Annotated in this window: 9 protein-coding genes and 1 tRNA gene; 5 read left to right on the top strand and 5 right to left on the bottom strand. The window is 33.8% G+C overall.

Translation table 11 applies throughout. The annotated features are described in order from the left end of the window. Positions 1–314 precede the first annotated feature (314 nt). The 3 genes from CD129_RS09545 to gltB form a co-directional block, all read right to left on the bottom strand. Positions 315–407 (bottom strand) — tRNA-Ser (locus tag CD129_RS09545). 60 nt (positions 408–467) lie between these two features. Further along, positions 468–1,925, bottom strand: coding sequence for a glutamate synthase subunit beta (locus CD129_RS09540; protein ID WP_115337886.1), 1,458 nt, complete (start codon positions 1,923–1,925; stop codon positions 468–470). 15 nt (positions 1,926–1,940) lie between these two features. Continuing rightward, the gene (gltB, locus tag CD129_RS09535) at positions 1,941–6,434 is read right to left on the bottom strand and encodes a glutamate synthase large subunit (protein ID WP_115337887.1); all 4,494 of its coding nucleotides are present in this window, start codon (positions 6,432–6,434) and stop codon (positions 1,941–1,943) included. Between the two features lie 141 nt (positions 6,435–6,575). Between gltB and gltC the strand changes: the two genes are divergently transcribed. The 4 genes from gltC (at position 6,576) to CD129_RS09515 (ending at position 10,024) form a co-directional block, all read left to right on the top strand. Then, positions 6,576–7,463: a glutamate biosynthesis transcriptional regulator GltC gene (gltC, locus tag CD129_RS09530; protein ID WP_078357109.1), complete on the top strand. Its 888-nt coding sequence runs from the start codon at positions 6,576–6,578 to the stop codon at positions 7,461–7,463. A 17-nt stretch (positions 7,464–7,480) separates the two neighbouring features. Further along, positions 7,481–8,092: a DNA-3-methyladenine glycosylase gene (locus CD129_RS09525; protein ID WP_115337888.1), complete on the top strand. Its 612-nt coding sequence runs from the start codon at positions 7,481–7,483 to the stop codon at positions 8,090–8,092. Between the two features lie 61 nt (positions 8,093–8,153). Further along, positions 8,154–9,272: a YibE/F family protein gene (locus tag CD129_RS09520; RefSeq protein WP_115337889.1), complete on the top strand. Its 1,119-nt coding sequence runs from the start codon at positions 8,154–8,156 to the stop codon at positions 9,270–9,272. Beyond that, positions 9,269–10,024, top strand: a complete 756-nt coding sequence (locus CD129_RS09515) for a YibE/F family protein (protein ID WP_078357112.1) — start codon at positions 9,269–9,271, stop codon at positions 10,022–10,024. Before CD129_RS09520 ends, CD129_RS09515 begins: the two co-directional genes overlap by 4 nt. A 65-nt stretch (positions 10,025–10,089) precedes the next feature. Here CD129_RS09515 and CD129_RS09510 read toward each other — a convergent pair whose 3' ends face one another. Further along, the gene (locus CD129_RS09510) at positions 10,090–11,019 is read right to left on the bottom strand and encodes a VOC family protein (protein WP_115337890.1); all 930 of its coding nucleotides are present in this window, start codon (positions 11,017–11,019) and stop codon (positions 10,090–10,092) included. A 122-nt stretch (positions 11,020–11,141) separates the two neighbouring features. Next, entirely contained in the window at positions 11,142–11,900 is a 759-nt protein-coding gene (locus tag CD129_RS09505; protein ID WP_115337891.1) for a nucleotidyltransferase domain-containing protein, read from the bottom strand. Between the two features lie 130 nt (positions 11,901–12,030). Here CD129_RS09505 and CD129_RS09500 point away from each other — a divergent pair, with 130 nt between their 5' ends. Then, positions 12,031–13,194: an MFS transporter gene (locus CD129_RS09500; RefSeq protein ID WP_078357114.1), complete on the top strand. Its 1,164-nt coding sequence runs from the start codon at positions 12,031–12,033 to the stop codon at positions 13,192–13,194. Positions 13,195–13,370 lie beyond the last annotated feature (176 nt).

The following is a 13,370-nucleotide window of genomic DNA, read 5'->3' as shown; positions in this document are numbered from 1 at the left end:
AGAGTTTGGACAAGTTGTAGATTAATTCGGCAGTTAAGCGAAGAGTTTGACCAAGTTGTAGATTAAGTCCGCAGTTAAGCGAAGAGTTTGACCAAGTTGTAGATTAAGTCATAAGTTAATCTAAGAGTTTAACCAAGTCGTAGATTAAGTCGGAAGTTAATCTACAACATCCTCAAAATCAACCCTAGCCAGGGTGGGACAACGAAATATTTTTTATAAAATGAGATTTCTGTCCCACTCCCAAAACAAAAAGCACTACCTACTAATGTAGGTAGTGCTTTTCTATATAATAGTCTTGGTTAATTTAAAAATAATGGCGGAGGAAGAGGGATTCGAACCCCCGCGAGCCGTTAAGCCCCTGTCGGTTTTCAAGACCGATCCCTTCAGCCGGACTTGGGTATTCCTCCAAATAAGACAATACTTATCTTATAACATGCCATCACTCATGTCAACAAAAACCGCAAAAATTAAATTGTAATTTTTTTCTTTAAGGCTTTATCTACAGATTTTGCGACTGCTCGACCTTCTTTTATTGCCCAAACTACTAAACTTTGACCTTTTCTTGCATCACCAGCGACAAATATTTTATCTTGATTCGTTCTAAAATCTTTTTCATTTGCGACTATTTTATTACGCTTGGTATTTAAATTAAATGAATGTGGTACTAAATGCTCAGTTCCTTCAAAACCTATTGATAATAATACTAAATCTGCTGGCCAATGGCGTTCAGTTCCTTCTACAATAACCATACCATCTTCCGTTTCTTCTAATACTTGTGTATAAAGGCCACGGATATTATCATTCTCATCGACATCATAACGCATCGTTTGAATACCATAAGCTCTTGGTTCAAATCCAAATTTTTCACGGTACTCTTTATGAGCGTAGTCTAATTTGAATATTGGCATTGGTAATGGCCAAGACGTATTTTGTTCCATTTTGTCAGTCAATCTTACATATTTATTAAATTGAACTACTGATTTACAATTATCTCTTAATGCTGTTGCTACACAGTCTGCACCAGTATCACCCGCACCTATTACAATCACATTTTTACCTTTTGCTGTTATTGTCGGTTCTTCAATTTCTCCCATTTGTAATTGCGTTTGTTCTGTTAAATATTCCATTGCAAAATGAATACCAAAACTCATGCGTCCTTCTAATGGTAAGTCTCGTCCTTTTTGTGAACCGGTGCAAACTATAATCGCATCATATTGTGCATCTAGTTCTTCTTTCGTGATGTCTTTCCCCACATTAACATCTGTCTTAAAGACGATACCTGCTTCTTCCATTAATTTAACACGACGCTCAATCACTTCTTTATCCAACTTCATACTTGGTATACCGTACATAAGCAAACCACCAGGACGATGATTTCGCTCATATACCGTCACATTATAACCTAATAAATTTAATTCTTCTGCTGCAGTTAAGCCTGCTGGACCACTGCCTATAATCGCAACTTTCTCTTCAAGACGTTGTTCTGGAAACTTAGGTTTAACAAGTCCCATATCATATGCTTCATCAATAATTGTGCGTTCAATTCCTTTAATGGCTACTGAATCATTATTAATAGCTAAGACACATGACGATTCACATGGTGCCGGACAGACACGACCAGTAAATTCAGGGAAGTTATTCGTTTCAGATAATCTTTCATATGCTTCTTTATAATCTTTTCGATAAACTAAGTCATTCCATTCAGGTATATAGTTACCGATTGGACAACCTATTGTATCTCTACCGAATGATGAGCCTGTCTGACAAAATGGTGTGCCGCAGTCCATACAACGGGCACCTTGTGTTGCAGCATCTTCTGTTGTAAAGCGTTGTTGGAATGGTTCATATCCATTTATTCTATCTTTTAATGACAACTCATCAAGTTGTTGCTTAGGATACTTCATAAAACCTTTAAATTCACCCATAATATGCCCTCCTTCTTAATATACAGAAGCCAGTTCTTCTTCATCACCTATAGATTTTCGATCATCAAAGAATGCATTTAAAAGTGCGTCTTCTTCGTTTTCTAATTTGTGTTGTGAAATCTTCTGCATCATGAGTTTATAGTCTTTAGGAATCACTTTTACTACTTTTTCAACAATTGTGTCGAATGATGCTAACACTGCTTTTGCTTTTTTACTATTTGTATATTTAACATGCTCTTCTAACATATGTTTTAAATTAGCTATTTCATCTACGTCTTTTAAAGTTTCAAATTCAAGTGTATCCAACGCGTTTCTTTTCTTGAATGCTTCAACATCTGAAGGCATTGCATAACACACGCCACCACTCATACCTTGACCAAAGTTACGCCCAACATCTCCTAGGATAACTACACGTCCTCCAGTCATATATTCTAATCCGTGATCTCCAACACCTTCGACAACAACTTTTACACCACTGTTTCTAACACAGAAACGTTCTCCCACTCGTCCGTTTATATAAGAAGTACCACTCGTTGCACCATAGAAACAAACATTACCAACAATGATATTATCTTCTCTATCTTCATTCGGTGCTTTCAAGATTAATTTACCTCCAGATAAACCTTTACCAAAGTAGTCGTTTGCATCACCAGTATGATGTAAAGTCATACCTTTAGGCGTGAATGCGCCATAGCTTTGTCCAGCATGTTTAAATGTCTTAACATGTATCGTATCTTCTGGTAAGCCTGGTTCGCCGTGTACTTCTGTGATATAACTACCTGTGATAACACCAACATCTCGTTCTGTATTACGCACATTATAGCTTCCTACAAATTTTTCGCCGTGATCAATTGACGCTTTTGCATCTTGATACAACTTAGTTAAATCAAATCCTTCATCAAGGTAATGATTTTGATTAGTTGAACGATATCTTTCACCTTCGTTTACGAACAACAATGCTTCTAAATCTAATTCTTTTGCTTTCGGATGAGAATAGTATCTCTTAGACACTTCTAGTAAATCTGTTCTACCAACAAGATCATCCATTGTTTTTAATCCTAAAGAAGCAAGAACTTCTCTTATTTCCTCGGCAATAAAGTACATAAAGTTCACGATGTGATCCGCTTTACCCGTAAATAATTTACGTAAATCACCATTTTGAGTCGCTATACCTACTGGACATGTATCTTTATGACAAACTCTCATCATAATACATCCAAGAACTACTAATGGTGCACTTGCAAAAGCAAATTCTTCAGCACCTAGTGCACACGCTAAAGCTACGTCACGACCCGTCATTAATTTACCATCCGTTTCAAGCGTTACACGTGAGCGAAGCCCATTTAACATAAGGGTTTGATGCGTTTCTGATAAACCGATTTCCCATGGTAAACCAGCATGCTGAATACTCGTCTTAGGAGAAGCTCCCGTACCACCATCGTAGCCGCTTATAACAATTTTATCGGCATGTGCTTTTGCAACACCTGCTGCAATAGTACCAACGCCTGATTTTGAAACGAGTTTGACGCTAATATCTGATTTTCTATTAGCATTCTTCAAATCATGAATTAATTGCGCTAAGTCTTCAATAGAATAAATATCGTGATGCGGAGGTGGCGAGATTAAACCAACACCAGGTGTCGAGCCTCGAACTTCAGCTACCCATGGATAGACTTTTGTTCCAGGTAACTGGCCGCCTTCACCAGGTTTTGCACCTTGTGCCACTTTAATTTGAATTTCTTTTGCGTGTTGTAAGTAATCACTCGTCACACCGAATCGACCGGAAGCTACTTGTTTGATTGCACTCATGTAGTTTGTTCCGTCTGGTTTAACAATAAAGCGTTCAGGGTTTTCTCCACCTTCACCACTATTACTTCGTCCGCCAATTCTATTCATCGCTTCTGCTAAAGTTTGATGCGCTTCTTGAGAAATTGAACCGAAACTCATTGCACCTGTTTTGAATCTTGTAACAATTTGATCTGCTGACTCTACTTCTTTCAAATCAATTGCTTTTTCAGATTTAAAATCAAGTAAATTTCTTAAATGACTCATGCGTTCATTATCAGCCGCTTCTGAATATTCTTTGAACATTTCAAAGTTATTTTCTCTACAAGCGTGTTGTAATAAATGAATTGTTTTCGGGTTAAATGCATGATGCTCTCCTTGCTGTCTCCATTGGAAAGTACTACCCGTATTTAAATGCTTAATGCGTTCTGATTGTCTTGCTTTATTTTCTTTATCAATCGTTTCTATAGATATACCAGACAATTTAGACGGTGTACCTGTGAAATATTCATTGATTACATCTTTACCTAAACCAATTGCTTCAAATATTTGAGCACCTTGGTAACTCTGCACAGTTGAAATACCCATCTTAGCCATAACTTTGATAACACCTGCAGATAACGTTTGACTATACGTATCGATATTCTGCTCAACCGTACCTTCAAGACGGCCCGCAGCAGTTAAATCTTCTATCGTATAATGTGCTAAATAAGGCACAACAGCGTTTGCTCCATAACCGATTAAAGTTGCTAAATGATGCACTTCTCTACATTCACCAGAGTATGCGACAATGCTTGTATCAAGACGTTGTCCGGTTCTTATCAAATATTGATGAATATGGCTCACTGCTAATAGCATTGGCATTGCAAATGATACCTCTTCATCTTCAACAGATTCATCTTCTAAAACAATAATTTCAGCGCCATTTTTTACAGCTTTGGAAACACTTTTTCCTAAGTCATCGAGCGCTTCTTTCAGCGATCCTGTATAAGTTGTCGGAATAACTGCTACACCAAAATTGCTTTCTTGAATTTTTTCAAGTTGTGCTTTTGACAATACTGGGTGGTTCAATTGAATTCTCTTTGTATTATCTTTATGTGGTTCTAACAAGTTACCTTCTTTTCCTAAATACACCAATTCACTTGTTAAAATCTTTTCTCTATATGAATCAATAGGTGGATTCGTAACTTGCGCAAAATGTTGTTTAAAATAATTAAACAACGATTCAGGTCTTGTACTCAATACTGCAACAGGCGTATCAAATCCCATGGCTCCAATTGGGTCTTTTTTCTCGTTAACAAGCTCAGACATGTATTTGTTGATCTCTTCTTTTGTATATCCGAAACGACGTTGTAATTGGAATAATTTCTCCTGTTCTACATGTGAAGGTGCAGCTACAATGTCATTTACATCTAATTCTTTATGACTAATCCATTCGTCATAAGGATATTCACTTGCGATACGTTGTTTTAACTCGTCATTTTCAATTACTTTATTCTCTTTAAAGTCTACTAGTAAGAGTTTCCCTGGATTCAATTGCCCTTTGTAGACAACATGCTCTTCATCTACATCAATTACACCTACTTCAGATGAAAATATAATTTCATTAGTATCTGTGATCGTATAACGTCCAGGTCTCAATCCATTACGATCTGTTAAAGCACCTAATTTATCACCATCACAGAAGCTAATCATAGTTGGTCCATCCCATGGCTCCATCAAATAACTGTAATACTCGTAGAATGCTCTAATTTTCGGGTCTTGCGTATCATTGTATAACCAAGGTTCAGGTATCAATAGCATTGCTGCTTGTTCTGGAGGAATACTTAAACTCAAGAACTCTAAAGCGTTATCGACTATAGCCGAGTCACTTCCTGATTCATCTAATACCGTTCCAATTTTATCTTTGACATCCCCAAAAATAGTCTCAATTAATTTGTCTTGACGAGCACGCATCCAATTAACATTACCTTTAATCGTGTTAATCTCACCATTATGCATTAATAATCTATTAGGATGTGCTCTCTTCCAACTTGGAAATGTATTTGTACTAAATCTAGAATGGACTGAGCCAAATTTCGAAACATAAGATTCATCTAATAAATCAGTATATAAACCTTTAATTTGATCTGAACGCAACCAACCTTTATAAACAATTGTTCTTCTAGATAAACTTGCAAAATATAAATCTAAATCTTGTTCATCACCATATCGTTCAATCTGCTTACGTGCAATAAATAAAGAACGATCAAAGTGTTCGCTCGTTTTGTTTTCAACAAATACTTGTTGAATATATGGCATTGTCTCCGCAACATGTTCTGCTAATACGGAAGAGTCTACCGGCACATCTCTATAAGAAATAACCTTTAATCCTTCTGCTTCAAAAAAAGCATTGAATTTCGCTTCGTGTTCACTACCTGCTATTTTCTTATCAGTGAAAAACATACCAACTGCATAATTTTCTTCTTCAGGTAAATTTAATTTTAATTTTTGTTTAAAATAGAGGTGAGGGACTTCAGTCATAATACCAGCACCATCGCCAGTAATACCATCTGCTCCAACTCCACCTCTATGATCTAACCTACATAGCATTTCAATTGATTTTAATACAATATCATGTGACCTTTTGTTGTCCATATTGGCGTAAAAACCAATTCCACAAGCATCATGCTCGTCCATAGAATCATATAGGCCAAGTTGTCTTCTATCTTTCTTAAATGACATACGACATCACCTCAACAGTAAATTTCAGAATCTTCAATAATTTATAGTTTATATCATACTTTATAAAGACTCATCTTAACAATATATAAAATAGATGAAATATATCTAAAAATTAGATAAAATAAAAGCGAGGTGTTAAAGATGGAGATAAAACAATTAATTTACTTTAGAGAAGTTGCAATCAGAGAGCATATTTCAGAAGCTGCATTAGAATTAGAAATCGCACAATCTGCTGTGAGTAGACAAATTGCTAATTTAGAAAAAGAACTTAACACAACGTTATTTTTAAGAGAAGGTAGAAATGTTAAACTAACAGACAGTGGCGAACTCCTTCTTTCACAAGCGAATCAAATTTTAAGTTTGATTGACGAAACGAAAGAGCTTTTCATACATCAAGAACAAACGGACAAACGTTCTATTAAACTCGCTTATACAGAAAGTTATGTTTCGCAAGCATTACCAGCAATCATTAAATCTTATGAACGCGACTTCAATTTAGAAATTAGACCAATGATGATGACACCTACAGAAATTGAAGAAGCCTTACTTTCACATCAAATAGATGTCGCATTATGTGAATTAACACCGAAACTATTAAACAATAAAAACACCATTAAACATACATTATTCGAAGAAACATACAATCTATATGTGCACAACAACAACGATTTATCTATGAATCCTAAACCGCCATTATCACAATTAAGCAATCAATACATTTATCATTTCAACACATTGCCCGACCAAATAGCACAATTAATACGTAAGCATGCATCACAGAAAGCATATCCAATTTCAAATTTCGCATTATTACGACAAACATTACTATCTGAAAAAGGTGTGCTTATCATTCCTGACTATTTAAGTAATGGAATAGAGAATGAACATCTCACTAAGATTGCTTTAACACATACAGAATTAAAAAGAACAATCAACGTTGTATATTTAGAGAATAATCAAAATAACCAATTAAAAACTTTCATAGAACACACACGTTCATTATTACAAAGACAAGCAACTTATCATTAAGGAGGCATAATCTTAAAATGGACTTTATCAATAGATCGACAGAAGAAATTGCTACTGACTTACTTGGCGTCAGAATAATCCATGAAACTAAAGATATCACTTATACAGGTTATATTGTTGAAACAGAAGCATATATTGGTAAACACGACAAAGCTGCACACTCTTTTAACGGAAAGCATACTAAAAGTGTACAATCACTTTATCGTGAAGGTGGCACAATTTATGCCCACTCCATGCATAAACAACTGCTCATTAACTTCGTGACACAAGTTGAAGGAGAACCTCAAGGTGTCTTAATAAGAGCTATTGAACCTGAATACGGAATTGAACAAATGGAAATCAATCGTAATGGTAGAACAAGTATTGAATTAACAAATGGTCCTGGAAAGTTCACACAAGCTATGAACATTTCTAAATCATTAGATGGTACTAAACTTAATGCTGGACGTCTTAAAATAGATACTACTAATCGTAAATTCCCTAAGAGTGTCGACCTATCTGCTAGAATCGGTGTGCCAAATAAAGGGGAATGGACAGATAAACCTTTACGATTTACAGTAGCTGGACATCCATATATATCAAAAGCAAGAAAGCGTGATTCTATACCTTGCAAAGACACATGGAAATAATTAATGTATTAATATAGAAGAAAGTATATTCAAATCAAATGAAAAACGATGGTGTAATTACATGAATCCACAACTCAAATCACAATTTAAAAAGCCATTTAACATAACAATTGTTGTCTTCATACTATTAATAATTGGTGCTTATATATTCACACAAAACAATGCACATTTTTATAAGACACCTGTTGGACAAATTACGAACATTACCAACAAGACTGCTGAACAGACTATTGATCAAAACAAAAATAAAGATACGCTACATAAAGAAAAAATTCATTTAAAAATAATGAATGGGAAACATAAAGGAGATAAAATTGAAATCTCCCATAAATACACAAATTCTTTAACTGATTCTGAAAAATATCATAAAAAAGACCAAGTTCTACTATCTTATAAAGGTAAAGAAGATACGGCAATTATTAAAGGGTTAAAAAGAGATGGATCTGTAACACTCATGACTGGTTTGTTTCTATTAACATTACTATTAGTCGGTAGAAAATCTGGTTTATATTCGATTATTTCACTTGTCATCAACGTTACCGTACTATTATTTATGATCGATTATTTTATGAAACATAATAACCATCACTTCTTTATATTGATGACCATAACCGTTATCTTTTCAACGGTCGTTTCATTATTGCTTGTTAGTGGACTTAATCGAAGAACTTTCGTTGCAATCATTTCAACGCTATTCGGCACATTCTTAAGTATTGGAATAGCCCAATTAATAATGATGTTAACAAATAGTGATGGCATTAAATATGAAACGATGAGCTTTTTGACGATACAACCGACACAAATCTTTCTAGCATCGGTATTAATCGGTTCACTTGGTGCTGTATTGGATGTTGCGATTACTTTAACGAGTTCTTTATATGAAATTAAAAAGCAACATCCTAACATCCCCCTTAAACAATTAAGGCAGTCTGGCATCAATATTGGCAAAGATATTATGGGTACAATGACGAACATATTATTCTTCGCCTACTTATCAGGAAGTATTCCAATGGTTATTCTCTATTTCAAAAATAGCAACACGATAACTTATACTCTCTCAATGAACTGGTCCTTAGAAATAACGAGAGCACTCATGGGTGGGATAGGCATTGTTATTACGATACCTATAACAATATTTGTTGCGATGTTATTTTTACAGAGAGAGGAGGCTAACCGATGACAACATTCATCTTAGCTATCATCTTACTTCTACTTATGATTATAGTAGGTGGGAAAACAGGATTCCGATCATTTATAACATTATTTTTAAACTTAATTACGTTATTTATCGCTTTACTATTAATCATTTATAAAGTACCAATATTCATCGTGTTATTTATTTTCTGCTTAGTTATAGCATGTATTAATTTATTTTATATCAATGAATATAATACAAAGACGATAGCAGCATTCTTTGCAACAATACTATCTACACTTATATTAATAGGATTAATCTATTTCATTGTTGATATTTCAATGTTGCAAGGATTTACAGAAGAAGAACAAGACGAAACTTATATATTCTCAATGAACGTCGGCATAAACTATGCACAACTTATGGTGTTCACAATAGTATTAGCTGTAATAGCCGCAGTTATTGATTTAACCATATCCATTAGTTCACCCATGTATGAACTGTATGATGCACATCCTAAAATTTCACTTGATCAACTATTTAGGTCAGGATTAACAATTGGCAGAGATATCCTTTCAACAACAACTAATACAATTTACTTTGCATTTATCGGTGGACAAATTACATTATTTTTCTGGTTTGGTAAATTGAATTACACATTCGGTGAAATCATCAATGCTAAAATATTTGCAGCAGAAATCATCACAATACTGTTAGGTGGAATAGCTGTCAGTATCGCGATACCGATAACATCATTTATTACCGTGCAATTAATAAAGAGACTACAAAGACAGTAATCAGGATTTATAGTAATAAAAAAACTGTCACCAAAATTCAAAATTTGGTGACAGTTTTTCTGTTTTTAAATAGGATCTAATTTATCTTCAATTTCTGCTCTTCTTGGTTCAAGGAAACCTGGTAAGTCTAATTGTTGGCCTAGTTGTTCAACGTCATTATAAGGCAAGCCTGGTCCTTCTGTAGCAAATTCAATTAATATATGTGAATGTCTATAATATAAACTCTTAAAGAAGTCTCTATCTACAATTCCAGAATGCACAACTTCTTTTTCATCTAACAATTCTTTCACTTTATTTAATTCATCTTCATCAGCTACTGATAAAGCGAGGTGATGGACACTACCTTTACCAGGTCTTTCTCTCTTACCTTTTTCTTCTTTTAATACGATATCACTATATAATCCATCTAAATCAATCGAATATAATAATTCACTTTCAGAATCTACTAATTCAAAATTTAAATCATTTTCTAAAAAGTTCTTCATTTCAGAAACGTCTTCAATTTTAAATTCAACAGGTCCCATGCCCATAATTTGATGTTCTTTCGGTACATCCGTATATCTATTATTTTGCCAAGCTTTTGGAACTTTGCGATCATCATTAGGTAATAACACCATTTCCAAACCTTCATTATCTCTAAAATGTAATGCCATCATACCGTTATATATACCGATAACATCATGATCAACACCTAATTCTTCAAAACGACTCTTCCAATAACTCAAACTTTCTTCATTTGGAACTAACAGGCCAATTCTTGAAATTGAATTTGTACCTTTATACGTTTGACCCATAGGTTTAATTTCAAAAAATGTTAAAGAAGTACCAGGTGTTCCAACCTCATCACCATAGAACAAATGATACATCGAAGGATCATCTTGATTCACTGACTTTAAATACATACGCAAACCTAATTTATTCACATAAAAATCTTTATTTAACTTAGCATCTTTCGTTAACATTGAAATATGATGATGACCTAAAATTTCTACCATAGCAGTACCTCCTATATATTTAACTACATTATACCCGCTAAAGAATAATCATTACAAAAATTAAACTCACAGACGACAATATAGACACCAGTCATAGAGAAGTCACTATGACTGGTGTCTTGTTATGCATATTTTTTATATAAATATTCGAATATTTTTTCGAAACCTTCTATCCAATATTCCTCTACAAAATCTTGAATCTCCATTTTGTATAACTTCATAAATTCTGAAACAGCTTCTCGATGATTTTCTGAATTATTCAAGTCATTTATAGCATTCAATTTATTATATATTTCAATTGGAAGATGATGAGCAGCTTTTTTTCCTAATAATGATTTTTGAGGATAGTGTTTGTATAACAACACTTTAATTGCATGATTCATCGCATTATCAATCATTTGAGTCGTCCATAAATTCTGTCCTCTATTCACTATGTGATCGTATTGAAATATAAACCAACAACTGTCTAGAGCAGAATCTTGAAACATTTCCTTCGTTAAAATCAAATCTTGTTTAACATAGTTTTCAAGTATTTTTTTAGAATCATACAGCACTTTTATATCATCTGTTAGAGGATATTTATTTTCATGCACTATGTAGCAATCAACATGTAACATGTTTTCATATACACCTACTATTTGTGGGCATATTATTTCTACAAGCTCTTTGTAAAGTAGCTTTTGGTATTGTTCAAGAGAATCAATGATGTCATTATACACACCTTCAACATATACCTCTTTTTCTAGCATTACATATAAATCTAAATCTGAGTATGCATCATTTTCTCCCCTTGCAATTGAACCTTTTAAAAATATTGCCACTACTCCTTCTATATTTTTCATTTTTGGTAATATATTTTCCATAGCAACTTCGTATCTCATTATCTACACCTAATTCCCTTAAAATTCAGATTATTTCAATATAACATAATTGCAATTGAATATTAAGTGCATATTTTTCGAAATATTAAATTTTTAGCGTTATGATAAAGTTCATGAGGAGAGATAAGATATGACGAGTGAACAGAAGAAGCGATCTATTTCATTATTATTAGCAGGGTTTATTATTTTTTCTAGCCTATATGTTACACAGCCTATATTTAACGGTCTTAGTCACTATTTCAATGTTCCGTTATCTGATGTTAGTTTAACATTGTCTGTTTCTACGTTTATGCTTGGACTCGGTTTAATAATCGCACCAATGCTCAATAACATTGAAAAGAAACGTATGATGTCTATTTCTGTTTTATTAGTAAGCTTACTATCTATAGCTAGTGTATTCGTTACAAACTTCTATTTGTTCCTCGTTATTCGTGGTCTTATGGGTCTAGCCTTAAGTGGTGTTCCTTCAATTGCTATGGCATACATAGCGGATGAAGTACATAAAGATCGTGTGCGTAAAGTCATGGGATTATATGTAGCTGGTACGACTTTTGGTGGTATGTCTGGTCGTGTTGTAGTGGGCATTTTAACAGACTTAGCGAATTGGCAAATCGCCATTGCGTCACTTAGTATAATCAATTTAATTCTTGCGATATTCATGGTGATATTACTACCCGCTTCAACTGTCCAAACGCCAAATTGGGTGTCACCTAAGCAACATTTAATTAAATACAGTCAATTATTGAGCGTACCTTCAGTTTTAAAAGCAATGTCGTTAGCATTTTTATTAATGGGTACTTTCGTAACAGTATACAGCTATATTACCGTTCGCTTTGAAAGAGCACCTTTTTCATTAAGCGAATCTACCATTGCATTTATATTCATTCTATATTTAATTGGTACATATAGCTCGATCAACTTTGGAAAACTCAGCACTAAACTTGGTATAAAAAAAGCATATAGATTAGCGATAACTATTATGATTATAGGAATAGCACTCACTTTTATCACGTACTTACCTATAGATATTATTGGATTAGCAGCTATGACATTTGGCTTCTTCGGTGCACATTCTATACAAAGTAGTTATATCGCGACACTTACAGACTCCAGTAAATCACATGCATCAACATTATATTTATTAGGCTATTATGTTGGATCTAGCTTATTGACCATACTTGGTGGACATATTTTCGTGAAATTTGACTGGTTAGGTATTGGTTTATTATCACTCGTGCTCACACTAACAGCAGTTGTCATTAGTAATTCATTATTTAAGAATGTCGTTAATTAATAGTCGTATGAAAGTAATAAATTAAGCCTGGGAAAGAGTGATATGCTCCCTGTTAAGTAAACACTTAAATAGTGAAAACTTAGCAAGGAGTTATATTATGACTAGAAATATTAAAATAGATATCAATACTTTATTAAAAGCTTTTGATTTATATGAACAAGGCTATAGCTTCTTAA

It is taken from the genome of Mammaliicoccus fleurettii (genome assembly GCF_003970575.1).
GTDB classification, from domain to species: Bacteria; Bacillota; Bacilli; order Staphylococcales; family Staphylococcaceae; genus Mammaliicoccus; species Mammaliicoccus fleurettii.
This window is presented reverse-complemented; position numbering and strand designations above follow the sequence as displayed.

What these genes read in the sequence shown, in the direction of transcription:
- gltB (WP_115337887.1), bottom strand. Translation starts at nt 6,434, where the DNA reads ATGTCATTTAAGAAAGATAGAAGACAACTTGGCCTATATGATTCTATG.
- CD129_RS09500 (WP_078357114.1), top strand. Translation starts at nt 12,031, where the DNA reads ATGACGAGTGAACAGAAGAAGCGATCTATTTCATTATTATTAGCAGGG.
- CD129_RS09510 (WP_115337890.1), bottom strand. Translation starts at nt 11,019, where the DNA reads ATGGTAGAAATTTTAGGTCATCATCATATTTCAATGTTAACGAAAGAT.
- CD129_RS09540 (WP_115337886.1), bottom strand. Translation starts at nt 1,925, where the DNA reads ATGGGTGAATTTAAAGGTTTTATGAAGTATCCTAAGCAACAACTTGAT.
- CD129_RS09505 (WP_115337891.1), bottom strand. Translation starts at nt 11,900, where the DNA reads ATGAGATACGAAGTTGCTATGGAAAATATATTACCAAAAATGAAAAAT.
- gltC (WP_078357109.1), top strand. Translation starts at nt 6,576, where the DNA reads ATGGAGATAAAACAATTAATTTACTTTAGAGAAGTTGCAATCAGAGAG.
- CD129_RS09515 (WP_078357112.1), top strand. Translation starts at nt 9,269, where the DNA reads ATGACAACATTCATCTTAGCTATCATCTTACTTCTACTTATGATTATA.
- CD129_RS09525 (WP_115337888.1), top strand. Translation starts at nt 7,481, where the DNA reads ATGGACTTTATCAATAGATCGACAGAAGAAATTGCTACTGACTTACTT.
- CD129_RS09520 (WP_115337889.1), top strand. Translation starts at nt 8,154, where the DNA reads ATGAATCCACAACTCAAATCACAATTTAAAAAGCCATTTAACATAACA.